At 64.3% G+C, this 15748-nt stretch carries 16 protein-coding genes; 5 read left to right on the top strand and 11 right to left on the bottom strand.

Features of this window, described 5'->3' with window-relative positions:
- Positions 1 to 3: 3 nt before the first annotated feature.
- The 7 genes from FG486_RS09945 to hisI all read right to left on the bottom strand — a co-directional run bounded on the left by FG486_RS09945 (position 4) and on the right by hisI (position 7036).
- On the bottom strand, positions 4 to 1224 hold the full coding sequence (locus FG486_RS09945; protein ID WP_181267392.1) for a GNAT family N-acetyltransferase: 1221 nt from the start codon (positions 1222 to 1224) through the stop codon (positions 4 to 6).
- A 122-nt stretch (positions 1225 to 1346) separates the two neighbouring features.
- The gene (locus tag FG486_RS09940; RefSeq protein WP_082751057.1) at positions 1347 to 2864 is read right to left on the bottom strand and encodes a methyl-accepting chemotaxis protein; all 1518 of its coding nucleotides are present in this window, start codon (positions 2862 to 2864) and stop codon (positions 1347 to 1349) included.
- Between the two features lie 280 nt (positions 2865 to 3144).
- Positions 3145 to 3450: a hypothetical protein gene (locus FG486_RS09935; RefSeq protein ID WP_066280132.1), complete on the bottom strand. Its 306-nt coding sequence runs from the start codon at positions 3448 to 3450 to the stop codon at positions 3145 to 3147.
- A gap of 314 nt (positions 3451 to 3764) precedes the next feature.
- Positions 3765 to 5567 carry an acyl-CoA dehydrogenase C-terminal domain-containing protein gene (locus FG486_RS09930; protein ID WP_181267391.1) on the bottom strand — a complete coding sequence of 601 codons (1803 nt, stop codon included), beginning with the start codon at positions 5565 to 5567 and terminating at the stop codon, positions 3765 to 3767.
- Between the two features lie 104 nt (positions 5568 to 5671).
- Positions 5672 to 6100, bottom strand: coding sequence for a MerR family transcriptional regulator (locus tag FG486_RS09925; RefSeq protein WP_023838307.1), 429 nt, complete (start codon positions 6098 to 6100; stop codon positions 5672 to 5674).
- A gap of 43 nt (positions 6101 to 6143) precedes the next feature.
- Positions 6144 to 6671 (bottom strand): hypothetical protein, encoded by a 528-nt coding sequence (locus tag FG486_RS09920; RefSeq protein ID WP_066280125.1) that lies wholly within the window; start codon positions 6669 to 6671, stop codon positions 6144 to 6146.
- Complete coding sequence (gene hisI / locus FG486_RS09915; RefSeq protein ID WP_066280123.1) at positions 6671 to 7036, bottom strand: phosphoribosyl-AMP cyclohydrolase; 366 nt, start codon at positions 7034 to 7036, stop codon at positions 6671 to 6673. The genes FG486_RS09920 and hisI overlap by 1 nt, the downstream gene beginning before the upstream one ends.
- A gap of 150 nt (positions 7037 to 7186) precedes the next feature.
- On the opposite strand from hisI, the gene purF reads away from it, so the two are divergent.
- From purF to FG486_RS09895, 4 genes are all read left to right on the top strand, one after another.
- Positions 7187 to 8647 (top strand): amidophosphoribosyltransferase, encoded by a 1461-nt coding sequence (gene purF / locus FG486_RS09910; protein WP_137776200.1) that lies wholly within the window; start codon positions 7187 to 7189, stop codon positions 8645 to 8647.
- Positions 8648 to 8661: 14 nt separating this feature from the next.
- Positions 8662 to 9375, top strand: coding sequence for an SDR family NAD(P)-dependent oxidoreductase (locus FG486_RS09905; protein WP_181267390.1), 714 nt, complete (start codon positions 8662 to 8664; stop codon positions 9373 to 9375).
- Positions 9376 to 9950: 575 nt separating this feature from the next.
- Positions 9951 to 10388 (top strand): DNA/RNA non-specific endonuclease, encoded by a 438-nt coding sequence (locus FG486_RS09900; protein ID WP_194249875.1) that lies wholly within the window; start codon positions 9951 to 9953, stop codon positions 10386 to 10388.
- Positions 10385 to 10801 (top strand): hypothetical protein, encoded by a 417-nt coding sequence (locus FG486_RS09895; protein WP_181267389.1) that lies wholly within the window; start codon positions 10385 to 10387, stop codon positions 10799 to 10801. The genes FG486_RS09900 and FG486_RS09895 overlap by 4 nt, the downstream gene beginning before the upstream one ends.
- A gap of 12 nt (positions 10802 to 10813) precedes the next feature.
- On the opposite strand, the gene FG486_RS09890 is transcribed toward FG486_RS09895, so the two are convergent.
- The 4 genes from FG486_RS09890 to FG486_RS09875 form a co-directional block, all read right to left on the bottom strand.
- Positions 10814 to 11845, bottom strand: coding sequence for an alpha/beta hydrolase (locus tag FG486_RS09890; protein WP_181267388.1), 1032 nt, complete (start codon positions 11843 to 11845; stop codon positions 10814 to 10816).
- Between the two features lie 84 nt (positions 11846 to 11929).
- A complete protein-coding gene (gene mmsB / locus FG486_RS09885; protein ID WP_066280103.1) occupies positions 11930 to 12805 on the bottom strand; it encodes a 3-hydroxyisobutyrate dehydrogenase in 876 nt (291 codons plus the stop codon).
- The gene (locus FG486_RS09880; protein WP_066280099.1) at positions 12802 to 13212 is read right to left on the bottom strand and encodes a VOC family protein; all 411 of its coding nucleotides are present in this window, start codon (positions 13210 to 13212) and stop codon (positions 12802 to 12804) included. The genes mmsB and FG486_RS09880 overlap by 4 nt, the downstream gene beginning before the upstream one ends.
- A gap of 4 nt (positions 13213 to 13216) precedes the next feature.
- Positions 13217 to 14716 carry a CoA-acylating methylmalonate-semialdehyde dehydrogenase gene (locus tag FG486_RS09875; protein ID WP_181267387.1) on the bottom strand — a complete coding sequence of 500 codons (1500 nt, stop codon included), beginning with the start codon at positions 14714 to 14716 and terminating at the stop codon, positions 13217 to 13219.
- A 134-nt stretch (positions 14717 to 14850) separates the two neighbouring features.
- On the opposite strand from FG486_RS09875, the gene FG486_RS09870 reads away from it, so the two are divergent.
- Positions 14851 to 15744, top strand: coding sequence for a LysR family transcriptional regulator (locus FG486_RS09870; protein ID WP_181267386.1), 894 nt, complete (start codon positions 14851 to 14853; stop codon positions 15742 to 15744).
- Positions 15745 to 15748: the final 4 nt, after the last annotated feature.

The raw sequence follows: 15748 nt of genomic DNA, 5'->3' as shown, positions 1-15748 counted from the left end.
CTGTCACTCCGCGAGCAGCGATGCGGCGGCGGACAGGGCCAGGCCCGACATCAGCAACCGCCGCAGGGTGAGGCTCGTGGGTATGGCAGAAACCCGCACCGCATCGGCCAGTCCGGCCGCGAGCGCCAGGGTTCCCGAGCCGACCGATTCTTCCCAGCGCGGGCGCAGTACGGCAGCGATCGATGCGCTGCGGACCACCAGAATGTCCTGGATGCGCGATCCCGGCCTTGCGCCGATTTCCTGCTTGTAACCGCTGTCGCCCGCACCCCAGTCCACCTGGCGAACGCCGCGCGCGAGCATGGCGTCGACCGCATGCAGTGTGACGATCTGGCCGGGAGAAGCATCGGCAAAGGCCGCGTCATAGCTGCTCGCGATGCCATAGGCGATCGCCCCGCAGACCAGGTCGAGCGAAAAGGCGATCGGGCGATCGGCGACATAAAGCAGGCTGGCGGTCAGCATCTCGGCGAGATCGGGATCGACCACCGCGCGCTGCCAGTGCGCCATCATGTGCGGATTCAGGAACTTGGCGCCGCTGCGGTCGGTGCGCGTGCCCACCCAGCTGTTTTCCTCGATCCGCGCCAGATCCTGGAACACCTGGCGCGACCATTCGGTCCCGCGAACGATCCGCACGGTTACCGGGCCCTGCTCCTCGAGCCGCGCGGTCAATCGCCGCACCTTCTTGCGCCGCGACTTGCTGGGCCAGGCATCGGGCGATCCCGGCTCGGCAAAATCCTGGACGAAGCTCTGCCCCATGTCGCGGATCAGCACGTGCCACCCGATCGCATCGGCCGCCGCGATCATCAGCTGGGCGAGCCGGTCGTCGTGGTAGATGGGCCCGACGCGCAGCAGCGGCCCGATGATCTCCTGCGCGGCGGGATGTTCGAGCACGGCGCGCATGTCGCCCACGCCGGTGCTCGGATCGATGGCGGCGCTGCGAAATGGCCAATAGCTTCCCGCGAGCGAGCGTGCGCGCAGGCCCGGCGGCCCCAGCTGGCGCATCGGCAGTGCGAGGATCGGGCTGCCATCGCCGCGGCGTGCGACCAGGGTCGAAATCGCCTCGGGCTCGCCCCGGCAGAACCAGCCTTCGCGCAGGAAACCATGGCTGGAAGGGCCAATGGCGGCCAGCATGTCGACGACGGGCGAGACGCCGGGAACCACTGCACATTCGATCGCTCCCAGCGCGACTGCCCCGGCGCGCAGGTTGCGATGATCGACATGCAGCATATTTCACTCTCCCGGAGGCCTGGCCCCTGATATGGCAGCGAGAGGATAAGCGACGGTTAACCCGTCGGGCAATGATATAGTGTCACCGCCGGCGCCATCGACCCCGGCGGTGCATTGCAGGATCAGAATTCCGACCAGTCTTCCTCATCGGCCTTCAGCGCCAGATTGCCGCTGACCATCGGCACGCGTGCCGGCCGTTTGGGTGCCGGACGAAAGGCAGACCGCGCCACCGGCATGGCGTTCTGCTGACCGAGCTGGAACCGGCCTACCTTCTCGGCCAGATCCTGCGCCTCGCTGGCAAGACTGCGCGCCGAAGCAGCGGTTTCCTCGACCATTGCAGCGTTCTGCTGGGTCATCTTGTCCATGTCGCCCACGGCGGAGTTGACCTGGATCATGCTGGCCGACTGGCTTTCCGCCGATGCAGCGATGCGGGTGATCACCTGGCTGACCTCGCCGACCCGCTCGACGATGCGGGTCAGCATCGTGCCGGTCTCACCGACCAGCTTCACGCCATTGTCGACATGCTCGGTGCTGTTGCTGATCAGCGTCTTGATTTCCTGTGCGGCGTCGGCGCAGCGCTGCGCCAGCGCCCGCACCTCGTGCGCAACGACGGCAAAGCCCTTGCCGGCATCGCCCGCGCGCGCCGCCTCGACCCCGGCGTTCAGGGCCAGCAGGTTGGTCTGGAAGGCGATGCCATCGATCACGGTGATGATCTTGCCGATCTCGCTCGAGGATTTCTCGATCGAATCCATCGCACCGACCGCCTTGCCGACGATGACGCCGCCTTCGGTGGCTTCGGCCTGCATCTTGGCCATCTCGGCATTGACCGCGACCGCGCTGCGCGTCGTTTCCTGCACCATTTCAGTGGCGGCGCGCATGGCGGCGGCGGTTTCCTCAAGCGACGCGGCCTGTTCTTCGGTCCGCGAGGCGAGGTCATCGGCACCCGTGCGGATTTCGCCGCTGCCCGAAGAGATGACGCTGACGCTCGAGCTCACCGCGAGCAGCGTCTCGCGCAGAGCCGCAGTGGCGGCGTTGAAGTCCTGCTCGACCTGCGCATATTCGGCAGGCAGCCCCGACATCTGCGTGGTCAGATCGCCTTCGGCCATACGCTTCAATGCGCTGCCCATCTGGCCAAGCACCACCCCGCGCACCTTTTCCTCGGCATCGACGAAATAGGTCGACAGCGCAACATCGATATCGAGCAACGATACCTTGACCAGCGCCGCGACATCCTTGGCAAGCTTGCGGCGGCCCGGCACGAAGCGCAGCAGCCCCGGCGAGATCATGCCGTGGATCATCTCTTCCAGGATCAGCGCATAGCCACCAACATACCATTTCGGCTCCAGCCCGATGCGTGCGTGCACCTGGCCCACGCCAACGGCGCGCTTCATGTAATCGTCGGTCAAGCCATCGCCGAAGATCTTCATCCAATGGCTGTGCTGTGCATTCTTGGCATATTGCAGCCGCGAACTGTCGCTGAAAAAGCCCTTGAGTTCGGGAATGCCCCCGACCTTCCGGTAGAATTTCTCGAGGGCGCGATTGACATGTCGACCGAGCGACTTCTTCACCCTGCGGAAGGTGGAATTGTCTGCGCGGTCCAGTTCGTAAAACGCAAGCCTCTCCTGCAAGCCCGACTGCATTTCCTTTTCTCCCAAAAAAGGTAAACAACGCTGAGGCTGGCATTTAGAACGTCGAAGTTAATTAGGTGTTGAAGCCCAAGAAAAAAGCTCAAGAATGGTGGTAAGCAGGCTTTAACGATCCATATGTCAATCGAGATTGACACTTCCGCTCGGCCGTTGCTGTTTACATGGCCGCCAGCAACTGCGGATTACCTGCAAAACATTGCAGACAAGAAGAAAGGCCGGGAGATCACTCTCCCGGCCTTCCTCTGCGACCCTTTAGGGCTATAGTTATTCTGTATTATTCGGCGGCTTCCATCGGATCGGCCTTGTCGGGCTTGCCGTCGCCATCCGTATCCCAGGCATCGGCCTTGCCGTCATTGTTGCGGTCCCAGGCGTCCATGGTGCCGTCGCCGTTCGAGTCCAGCGTGGCAGGCGGTGCCTGATCGGCGGTTGCCGGGGCGTCAGCGCCGGGTGCCGGGGTTTCCGAAGCAGGCGCTTCGGTGGTCGGGCTGGCGGGAGTTTCCTGCATGGCGTCCTGCGCCAGAGCGGGGGTTGCTGCCAGCGCACCGGCAGCGATCAGGGTTCCGATAATCGAGTTCTTCATGGCTTTTACTCCTCGTTGCGTAATGCTCTCGGCGGGCATTCAGGTGGAGAGGTCTTGCTTGCTCCGACCCATCAACGAGGGGAAAGCAGTGCTGTTCCGGCCGGGATGGCGCCGATTCCACGACTTCGGGCAGGTTCCGGCAAGTTGCCGCACAGGTTCTTCGCACTACCGCACGATCAGTACTTGAGGCGCGCCAAGTCGCTCGGATTCAGCGATGAAAATCGACTTCGACTCGTCGCAATTCGACATGAAAAGGGGGCGCCACCCGCAAGGAGTGGCGCCCCCAATAGTGTCACATCGAATGGCGATAGCGATCAGGCTGCAGCAAACAGCTCCGGCTCCAGCGCCATGATGGCATCCGATCCGGCCTCGATCTTGCGGCGCAGGGCCCCTGCATCGGGCATGATCCGCTCGGCGAAATAGCGCGCGGTCTTGAGCTTGGTTTCGTAGAACACGGCGTTGCCACTGCCGGCTTCCAGCGCCGCGATCGACGCGCGCATCATGCGCAGCCACATCAGGCCCAGCGCGACAATGCCCATGATGTGCATGTAGCTGTGCGCGCCCGCACCGACATGGTTGGGGTTCATCATGCCGTTCTGCATGAACCACATCGTGGCCGCCTTGAGCTCGCCCGCTGCCTTTTCCAGACGCGTGGCGAAATCCGTGAGGCGCTCGTCCGCCTTGGCATCGGCGCATTCGCTGTCGATGATACCGAAGAAGGTCTGCACCGCGCGGCCGCCATTCTGCGCCAGCTTGCGGCCGACCAGGTCCATCGCCTGCACGCCGTTGGTGCCTTCGTAGATCATGGCGATGCGCGCATCGCGCACATATTGTTCCATGCCCCATTCGGCGATATAGCCATGGCCGCCATAGATCTGCTGCATGTTGGTGGCGATCTCATAGCCCTTGTCGGTGCCATAGCCCTTGATCACCGGGGTCAGCAGGCTGATCAGGTCGTCGGCGGCAACGCGCTCTTCCTCGGTCTGTGCCTTGTGCGTCAGGTCGACCTGCAGGCCGCCCCACAGGATCAGCGCGCGCAGGCCCTCATTGATCGCCTTGGCTTCCATCAACATGCGGCGGACATCGGGATGGACGAACAGCGTGTCGGCCTTTTCGTTCGCGTCCTGCGCACCGGTCAGCGCGCGGCCCTGGCGACGGTCGCCAGCGTACTGCACCGCGTTCTGGTACGACACTTCGCCCATCGACAAGCCCTGACCACCCACTCCAAGGCGCGCGGCGTTCATCATGATGAACATCGCGGCGAGACCCTTGTTCTCCTCGCCAACCAGATAGCCGGTGGCGCCGTCATAGTTCATCACGCAGGTCGAATTGCCGTGAATGCCCATCTTGTGCTCGATCGAACCGCACGACACCGCATTGCGCTCACCCAGCGAGCCATCGTCATTGACGAGGAACTTCGGCACGATGAACAGCGAGATGCCCTTGACGCTGTCGGGGGCGTCGGGGGTCTTGGCCAGCACCAGATGGATGATGTTCTCGGTCAGGTCATGCTCGCCCGACGAGATGAAGATCTTGGTGCCGGTGATCGCATAGGTGCCGCCGGGCTGCGGAACCGCCTTGGTGCGGATGAGACCCAGGTCCGTGCCGCAATGCGGTTCGGTCAGGTTCATCGTGCCGCCCCACTTGCCGCTGATCATGTTGGGGCAGTATTTTTCCTTCTGCTCCTGGCTGCCCTTGGCGAGGATCGCGGAGACCGCACCATGGGTCAGGCCGGGGTACATGGCAAAGGCCATGTTGCTCGACGACATGAATTCCTCGAACGCGATGCCGACGACATGCGGCATGCCCTGCCCGCCGAACTCTTCCGGCGCGGACAATGTGCCCCAGCCCGCCTCGCAATATTGCTGATAGGCTTCCTTGAAACCGTCGGGCGTGGTCACGGTGCCATCGGGATGGCGGGTGCAGCCCTGCTGGTCGCCCACCTGGTTCAGCGGGAACAGCACCTCCTCGACGAACTTGCCGGCTTCCTCGAGCACGGCGGACAGTACGTCGGGCGCGGCATTGTCGAAGCCGGGCAGGTTGGAATATTTCTCGATTCCCAGCACCTCGTTCAGGATGAACTGGGTATCGCGCACCGGTGCGGTATATTTGGGCATCTTGCGGGTCCTCTCAAAACATATGGGTCAGATGTCAGGCCGGGGAGAGCCTGAGAAAGGGGCGTGGTCCGTGACCGGCAACCGCCCGGATCGAAACGCGGGCCTCAGCCCTGGTCGGCACGATCCACTTGCTCGACCATCTTCACGAACTGCGAAAGCTCCTGGATCGCGCTTTCGAGGTCCTTCTTCTGCTTGCGCATCAAGGCTATGCGTTCCTTGCAGCGCTGGAGCGTCACGCGGCGCTGTTCGCGCCGTCCGTCGCCGATATCGTACAGATCGATCATCTCGCGGATTTCGCCCAGGCTGAAACCCACGTTCTTGGCGCGCATGATCCAGGCGAGCCGCGCGCGGTCGCGCTTCGAATAGACGCGGGTCAGGCCACGCCGCTCGGGCGCGATCAGGCCTTCGTCCTCATAGAAGCGCAGCGCGCGTGCAGTAACGCCGAATTCGTCCGACAGATCGGAGATGGTATAGCTGTCCCGGTTCTGCAGATCGGGAGTGTCGATGCGGCCAAGGGTCGAACGGTCGTGCATGGAAGCGGCGCTACATTACCTTGACGTAAACGTCAAGTAAATTTCAGCCGGCGCAGAGCCTCTTCACCGATCGCCCGGCCGCGCCGCCTGCCGCCGCATTGCCCGGCTCGACCAGCGCGAAAGATGCTCCGGCCAGACTCGCCCGGTCGCTGCACAGAGCCGCGCAGGCGGCCGGCACGCTGCCGGGCACCACCAGGGCATTGCCGTCGAACTGTGCCGAAAAGCGGCAACCCGCGATGGCATCGCCCCTGCCGTTTCGCGACAGGCTGAGTTCGGCCGCCTCTCCTGCCAGCTGCGCACTACCTGTGCCCTCGCACTGGCTCGACGCGCCGAACGTGACCAGCACCCCGACCTTGTAGCCCCTGGTCCGATCGCCGCGCGCACAGAAGCTGTCCGCACCGGTCGCGCCGGGATCTGCGAAAGCACCGGCCAGATCGATCGCCTGGGGATCGGCAATCACGCCCGCATCGATTGCGGCGGCGTCCAGCGGGGTCAGCGCATCATCATCGCCCCCTGCCTGCGAAACGCTGCACCCGGCCAGCAGCAGGCAGGCGAGCAGCGCGCTGCGCATCAGGCGATCCGCTCCAGCGAACCGTCCGCCGCGACCCGGCGATAGAAGCACGACGGCGCGCCGGTATGGCAGGTGGGTCCCGCAGGCGAGGCGATCACCCAGACCGCGTCCTGATCGCAGTCGATGCGCAGCTCGACGAGCTTGAGTACATTGCCCGAACTTTCGCCCTTCTTCCAAAGGCTCGCGCGCGAGCGCGACCAGAAATGGACCTCGCCGGTCTGCGTCGTCAGCCGCAGCGCCTCTTCGTTCATATGCGCGACCATCAGCAGCGCTCCGCTCGCCGCGTCAGTGACGCACGCGGTGATCAGCCCTGCGGCATCGAATTTAGGGTCCAGGTCCAGCCCGGTTTCGCGGATATCGGCCATATCGCCCGGTTAATCGCAGCCAGCGCGGGGTGCAACACGGTTAACGAAAAATGACCTGCGAATTCTCCTGTGACAAATGCAAGACAAACCCCATATGCGCGCCTATAGGGGTGCCGAACCACCCGGCTGCAACCGAATCGGGCGCGCAACATGATCACCACACATCCTTTTGACGACGACAAGCTGCGCGAAGAGTGCGGCGTTTTTGGCGTAGCCGGCGCGGTCGATGCCGCGGCGATGGTCGCTTTGGGGCTGCACGCGCTGCAGCACCGCGGCCAGGAAGCCGCGGGCATCAGCAGCTTCGACGGACGCCATTTCCACAACCACAAGGCGCTGGGCCATGTGGCGGGCAATTTCGACAGCGAAGAGACGATGCGCGCGCTGAAAGGCGACTGGGCGATCGGCCATGTCCGCTATGCCACCACCGGCGAGACCGCGCTGCGCAACGTGCAGCCGCTTTATGCCGAGCTCTCCTCGGGCGGCTTTGCCATCGCGCACAATGGCAATATCTCCAACGCGATGAAGCTGCGCCACGATCTGGTGCGCACCGGATCGATCTTCCAGTCGACCTCGGACACCGAGACGATCATCCATCTCGTCGCGACCTCGCGCTACCGGACACTGCTCGATAAGTTCATCGATGCGCTGAAACAGGTCGAAGGCGCCTACTCCCTGATCTGCCTGACCGACAGCGGCATGATCGCGTGCCGCGATCCGCTCGGCATCCGCCCGCTGGTCATGGGCCGCATCGGCGATACCGTGATCTTCGCGTCGGAAACCGTCGCGCTCGACATCGTCGGCGCCGAATTCGTCCGCTCGGTCGATCCGGGCGAGCTGATCGTGGTCAGCGGCGGCGAGATCCGCTCGCACCGCCCCTTTGCCGACAAGGCGCAGCGCCCCTGCATCTTCGAGCATGTCTATTTCTCGCGCCCCGATTCGATCGTCGATGGATCGTCGGTCTATTCGGTGCGCAAGGCAATCGGCGCGCAGCTGGCGATGGAAAACCCGGTCGAGGCAGACCTGGTCGTCCCCGTGCCCGACAGCGGCACGCCTGCGGCGATCGGTTATGCACAGCAATCGGGCCTGCCTTTCGAACTGGGCATCATCCGCTCGCATTATGTCGGCCGCACCTTCATCCAGCCGGGCGACGGCGTCCGCCATCTCGGCGTGAAGCTCAAGCACAATGCCAACAAGCCGCTGATCGCGGGCAAGCGGCTTGTGCTGATCGACGATTCGATCGTGCGCGGTACCACCTCGCTCAAGATCGTGCAGATGATGCGCGACGCCGGCGCGGCCGAGGTGCACATGCGCATCGCCAGCCCGCCGACGATGCACAGCTGCTATTATGGCGTCGATACGCCCGAGCGCTCGAAGCTGCTCGCCGCGCAGAAATCGATCGAGGAGATGCGCCAGTTCATCCAGGCGGATTCGCTGTCCTTCCTCTCGATCGACGGCCTGTACCGCGCGCTCGGCGAAGCCAGCCGCAACGATGATCGCCCGCGCTATTGCGATGCGTGCTTCACCGGCGACTATCCCACCACGCTCACCGATCTGGCCGAGCGCGACCAGCCCAACCAGCTGACCCTGCTGGCCGAACGGGTCGCCGGCTGAGGGATTTCACGACCATGACCGAGAAGAACCTGCAGGGGCAGCTTGCCCTGGTCACCGGCGCGAGCCGCGGCATCGGTGCTGCGACCGCAAAGGCGCTCGCTGCCCGCGGTGCGCATGTCATCCTCACCGCGCGCACAGCCAAGGACCTGGAAAGCGTCGAGGATGCGATCTTCGAGGCCGGCGGCAGCGCGACGATCGCCCCGCTCGACCTGACCGATGGCGACAGCATCGCCCGGCTCGCCGCCGCGATCGGCGGACGTTGGGACGCACTCGACATCCTGGTCCTGAACGCCGCGATGCTGGGGAGCCTGGGGCCGGTGCCGACTATCGACGGCGGCGAACTCAACCGCGTGATGACGCTCAACGTGCTGAGCACCCAGGCCATGATCGCCTATTTCGATCCGATGCTGCGCAAGAGCGCGCATGCCCGCGTGATCGGCCTCACCAGCTCGGTCGCCGCCACCCCCCGCGCCTTCTGGGGCGCCTATGGCGCATCCAAGGCCGCGCTCGAGGTGCTGGTCCGCAGCTATGGCGAGGAGATGCGCAACATCGGCAAGGTCCGCACCGCGATCGTCGACCCCGCGCGCACCCGCACCGCGATGCGCGCCAAGGCCTATCCAGGCGAAGACCCCGCGACCGTGAAACTGCCCGAGGTGGTGGGCGAAGCGATTGCCGAGCTGGTGTCGGGCGAGTTCGAGACGGGCATGAGGGTCGTGCTGGAGGGGTGAGGTTAGACCTTGATCGGCCGGATTGCTCTCCATTCAGATCATTCTGTGGCAAGCGGCCAAACGCGATAGGATCCATTCATTATTGACTTGTTGGAGAATGTTGCTGATATGTTCTTGCCGTTTTTCCCTATGGGAGCGGCAAGATGCAACATTTGGCAGTCGGCAAGCGGAGCAGCTTTGAATTGTGGCTGAGGACAGGGCATCGTTCATGCCCTGACATAGCCAAAACCCTCGAATGCAAGTTCAACCCTTGGCACGACCCGGATGACGGGCGCTTCACATTTGCCGGATCTGGGCGGCATTACGGGGCAAGCTCCAGCAGAAATTCTCAACAGGCAGCAAATTCGGCACGACGCAAGGCTGGACCGCTACGCGTCGATGTGCCGGGACTGCTGCCGGATCAAACGGCGCGGGGCTTTGGCGGCGGTGGTTCGACATGGTCTTGGTTTCCGCCTGCTCAAACGACTCAGCGTCAGCCCGAACGTCGGGCTCCTTCTCCCTCATGACCTGCAACGGCTAGTCAAGACGGTGTCCAGCACGATTCTTCGGGCCTAGACGGTCAGGCGCGCGCGACATTGCCCTTCAAGCGAGTGGCAAAAACACTCATAAGGCATGGCTACCGATTTGACATTGACCATTTGGGACGAACTTGGAAAGTCGAGGGCACGATTACCGAAGATCCACTCCAGCGTCGGTCGAAGCAATCGCAGTTGCAAGCGGGCGGAAAATATCGGCTGAGAACCGATGATGGAGGACACTTTATCGCCCGGAGATTCAAGGGGCCGATGGAAGCCTTTAACCACTTTGCACAAGATGCCGAATTCAACCGCAAAACCTATGCGAGAATGGAAAATGAATGGGCAAGCGCGCGCCGAAAGGGGGTGAAGGTCACCGTAAAGATCGTGCCTGTCTACAAAGGTCAATCGTGTCGACCGGCAAGTCTGAACATCTGGTACACGATCGGGAATAAACAGCACGGTTTGAATTTGCCGAACCAGCGAGGCGCCGAATGATGCTCAATCTTGCTCGAAAATCAGCGCTTCTGAACGAGATCGCCGAGACGCTGGCGGCCGAGACTCAGTTCAGTTCGAACGGCCTTCTCCTGGTCGCTGCTGTGGACAGAGGCTATTTGAGTCTTTCGCTTTTTTCGGATCGCGGGCGGCATGTTGAATATCGGAACATCGAATACCGCCGGTACGACAAGCAGCTGAACGAATTATGGGCGATGGAGCCGCTGAGCAAGAGATGGGAAGAGGTGGAAATCTTCCTCAAGGCAGGTCAGTTCAAGGTCAAGTTCGTCTTCCCCGAGGATTTCGACCCGGAAGAGCTCGACACCGACCGGCGGCATTCGACGGCGACAGAGTATTTCGGTGGCAAGCCCATTCGATACCCCGGCCTGGATTCAAGGGATAGCTGGACAATGTAACGCTTGCTGCTCCTATTGCACCACCCTGCTCTCATAGACCGGCCTTCCCCCCGGTAGCAGGTGCGCGGCCATGAAGTCGGCCGTGCGTTTCGCGAGCGACTGGCCGTCGACGGTGCGGACGAAAAAGCCACTGCCGTTGAAATCATGCCCTGCGCCTGCCAGCGTGTAGAATGTGAAGGGCACGCCGACCTGGCGCGCGCGATCGGTGAGTTCGGTGGCTTCGGTGAAGGAAACGGTGGTGTCCGCGGTGCCGTGCATCACGAACAGCGGGGCCTCTCCCGCCTGAAGGTCGGTGTCGCGGAAAAGGCCGCCCCAGTAGTCGACCACCACGCGCGGTTCGGGCCGGGCGATGCCATAGGGATTCAGGGAATAGGCGGTGTGCAACATGGTATAGGCCCCTGCTGACGATCCCCAATAGGCGATGCGGGTGGGATCGATGCAGTAGGCAGCGGCGTTGGCCTGCATCCAGCGCAGCGCGCGGACTGAATCCTCCACCGCCGCGACAAAGGCGGTCACCCGGGGCGATTGCTGGGTCGGATCTAGCGCGCGATAATCCCGTTCGAACGCGGCGAATTCGCTTGAGATGACCGGGTTGTCGCCCTGCAGGCGGTACTGGATCGAGATGAGATTAATGCCGAGCGGGGCAAGCTCGTCGGCCATCGCCACCACCTGCTGCCCCTTGCGGCTGCCGCCAACAAAGCCGCCGCCATGGACATAGAGCACCGTCGGGCGCGGACTGGTGCAGCTTTGGTTGGGCCGATAGCTGTCGAGAAACAGCGGGATCGAGCCGCTGCTGGTCGGCCCATCGCCATAGCGGATGTCGGCGCTGAGCACCGCACCCGCCGGCGGCGGTGTCGGCGTCGGGCTGGGCGTTGGCGTAGGTGCGGGGGCTGGTGCGGGGGCCGGAGCGCCGGTCGAGGGTGGCAATTGCACCGGCGTGGTCGAGGAAGATCCGCCACCTCCGCAAGCCGTCAGCCCGCCGAGCAGGGCAAGGCCGAGCGTCAGCCCCTGCCCGTGCAACCTGCGCCTGAGACCCGCCTTCATGCCGCGCCCTCCATTGGAGAGCGAGCATAAGGGAGTGCCCGCACCGCTGTCCAGCCCGGCTCCGCCGCGCGACGACCGCGCGGCCTATTCGAGCGCGGTGATGATCGCGCTGAAATCCAGCCCCTGTGCGTCCGCCTCGACGAATGCCGCGTAGATCGCTTCCGCCCGCTCACCCATCGGCACGCGCGCGCCGCTCGCCTTTGCAGCTTCGAGCGCCAGCCGCATGTCCTTGAGCATCAGTGCGGCGGCGAAGCCTCCGGCATAGCCGTTGTCCGCCGGGCTCGCCGGGCCGACGCCGGGGACGGGGCAATAGCTCGTCATCGACCAGCTCTGACCCGAGGCCTTGGACGAGATATCGTAGAAGGTCTGCAGGTCGAGTCCCAGCTTCTTCGCCAGCATGAACGTCTCGCAGGTCGCGGCCATGGTCGCGCCCAGGAGCATGTTGTTGCAGATCTTCGCCGCCTGGCCTGCGCCATTGTCGCCGGCATGGATCACCGCCTTGCCCATATCGGCGAGGATCGGCTCGGCGCGCGCGAACGCATCGGCGCTGCCGCCGACCATGAAGGTGAGCGTGCCGCCATTAGCCGCCGCAATCCCGCCCGAGACCGGGGCGTCGACCGCCTCGAGCCCGCGCGCCTTCGCCGCGCTCGCGACCTCGCGTGCGGTATCGACATCGATGGTCGAACAGTCGATCAGCAGCGCGCCGGGCCTGGCGGCACCGAACACGGTCTCGTTATAAACCGAGGCGACATGCTTGCCCGCAGGCAGCATGGTGACGACGACATCCGCCTCGCGCCCCGCCTGCGCGGCATCGGAGACCGGATGGCAGCCCGCCGCCCCGGCGCGCGCCAGCGCCTCGCCCGACAGGTCGAACGCGATCACCTTGTGCCCGGCTTTCGCCAGGTTCGCCGCCATGCCGCCGCCCATATTGCCCAGGCCGATAAATCCGATTGTGCTCATGCTGCTGCTCCGCTCTCCGTCGGCACCTCTGCGGGTGCCTCGATCAAATCCCACCGGTTGCCGTACAGGTCGGCGAACACCGCGACCTTGCCATAGGCTTCCTGGCGCGGCGCTTCGGCAAAGGCGACGCCGGCTGCGACCATGCGCGCATGGTCGGCGTCGAAAGCGCCTGTATGGACGAAATAGGCCACGCGTCCGCCCGCCGCCTTGCCGACCGCCGCCAGTTGCGCGTCGGAGGTCGCGCGGGCGAGCAGCAACTGCCCGCCCTCTTCGCCGCCGACACGCACCCAGCGCTTGCCGCCGCCCAGATCGCTGTCCTCGATCACCCGCCAGCCCAGCGCCTTGCCGAACCAGGCAATGGCCTCGTCATACTCGCGGACGAGATAGGCACTGTACGCAAGGCGCACCGCCTCAACCCATCGTCGGGATGACAAAGGCGTTGCCGCCATCCACTGCGCCATCGGGCCAGCGCGCGGTCACCGTCTTGATCTTGGTCCAGAACTTCACGCCTTCCATGCCGTGCTGGTTGGTGTCACCGAACGCGCTGCGCTTCCAGCCGCCAAAGGTGTGGTACGCCACCGGCACCGGGATCGGCACGTTGATGCCGACCATGCCGACATTGACGCGCGCGGCAAATTCGCGCGCGGCATGGCCGTTGCGGGTGAAGATGGCGACGCCATTGCCGTACTGATGCTTGCTGGGCAGCGAGACGGCTTCCTCGAAATCCTTCGCGCGGACGATCTGCAGCACGGGGCCGAAAATCTCTTCCTTGTAGCTTTGCATGTCGGTGGTGACATGGTCGAACAGCGTCGGGCCGACGAAAAAGCCGTTCTCGTGCCCCTGCAGCGTGAAGCCACGGCCATCGACGACCAGCTCGCCGCCCTCGTCGATACAGGTCTGGATCCAGCCTTCCACCTTCGCCTTGTGCGCGGCGGTGACGACGGGTCCGTAATCGGCATCGGGATCGGACGAGACGCCGAGGCGCAGCTGCTCGATCGCGGGGATCAGCTTGGCGCGCAGACGATCCGCGGTCTCGTCCCCCACGGGGACGACCACGGGCAGCGCCATGCAGCGTTCGCCCGCCGAACCGAAGGCCGCACCGGCGAGATCCTTGACCACCTGGTCGAGGTCCGCATCGGGCATGACGATGCCATGGTTCTTCGCGCCGCCCATCGCTTGCACCCGCTTTCCGGCGGCGACGCCGCGCTGGTAGAGATAATGCGCGACATCGGACGAACCGACGAACGACACGCCCGCAATCGCCGGATGATCGAGGATCGCGTCGACCATTTCCTTGTCGCCATGCACCACCTGCAGGATGCCGTCGGGCAGGCCCGCCTCGCTCATCAGCTCAGCGAGGCGCACCGGCACCGAGGGATCGCGCTCGCTGGGCTTGAGGATGAAGGCATTGCCGGTCGCGATCGCGGGGCCGAACATCCACATCGGGATCATCGCGGGGAAGTTGAACGGGGTGATGCCTGCACCGATGCCGATCGGCAGGCGCATCGAATAGACGTCGATGCCCGGGCCCGCACCGTGGGTATATTCGCCCTTCACCGCATGCGGGATGCCGCAGCAGAACTCGATGACTTCAAGGCCACGCTGGACATCGCCCTTGGCATCGGCGTGCACCTTGCCATGCTCGCTGGAAAGCAGCGCGGCGAGCTCGTCGATATTCGCCTCGACCAGCTCCTTGAACTTGAACATCACGCGCGCGCGGCGCTGCGGGTTGGTCGCGGCCCAGGCGGGCTGCGCGGCGAGCGCGGCATCGACGGCGGCATCGAGCACCGCGGCGCTGCCCAGATCGACCTTGGCCTGCACCGTCCCGCTATTGGGATCGAAAATATCGGACTGGCGGGTGCTGGCGGGGGCGGTAACGCCGGGGGCCAGACGGTGGGTGACGGTGCGCATCGATGCTCTCCTGTGGGTGCTTGTCGCTTGGAGGCGGCAATAGCCTCTGGCATTCCTGCAAGCAATTGCGTAAAAACATCACATCAGGCTGCATAAATGCCGCAGAATAGCAGCACGAGCCGGGAGCAGGATGGATGAACTGGGACGATCTGCGCATCTTCCTGATGCTGGCGCGCGCGGGCTCGGTCGCGGAGGCCGCGCGGCGGCTGGAGATCGACCCGACCACGGTCGCGCGCCGGCTGCAACGGCTCTCGGGCGACCTGCAATCCACATTGTTCGAGGCGAGCGGCAAGGGCATCGCGCTCACCGAACATGGGGCTAAGCTGCTGCATTATGCCGAAGGGGCGGAACAGGCGCTGATCGATGCGCGCACCGAGCTGACCGGCGAGCAGACGGTGTTTGCGGGCACGATCAGGGTCAGCGTCGCCGAAGGCTTCGCCGCGTGGATCATTGCCCACAATCTCGCGAGCTTCCACCGCCAGCACCCCGCGATCCGCATCGAGCTCGTCGCGACCAACGGCTTTCTCAACCCCAGCAAGCGCGAGGCGGACCTGGCGATCATGCTCTCGCGCCCGACCGCGGGGCCATTGAAGGTGCGCAAGCTGGTCGACTATCAGCTCGGCGTCTATGCCGACCGCGACTATCTCGCCAGCGCCGGCCCGATCCGGAGCGTCGAAGACCTGCGCCGCCACCCGCTGATCGGCTATATCCCCGATTTCATCTATGCCGACGAGCTGCGCTATCTCGACGAGATCGGCCCCGGGCTCGAACCGGTGCTGACCAGCTCGAGCATCAACGTGCAGCACAGCCTGATCGCCTCCGGCGCGGGGGTGGGCATTCTCCCGTGCTTTATCGGCGAACAGAATGCGCGGCTGGAGCGGGTGCTGGCAGACAGCGTGGCGATCCACCGCAGCTTCTGGTTGGTGGTCCACCGCGACATGCGCAAGCTCGCACGGGTGGATGCGTTCATCCGGTGGCTCGACGCGCTGGCGGAGCGGATTGCACCGGTGATGGGGGAGGATGGGTAAGGTC

It is taken from the genome of Blastomonas ursincola (assembly GCF_013607875.1).
GTDB classification, from domain to species: domain Bacteria; phylum Pseudomonadota; class Alphaproteobacteria; order Sphingomonadales; family Sphingomonadaceae; genus Blastomonas; species Blastomonas ursincola.
Note: the sequence above shows the minus strand (reverse complement) of the source record. Positions and strands in the feature narration are given on the sequence as shown.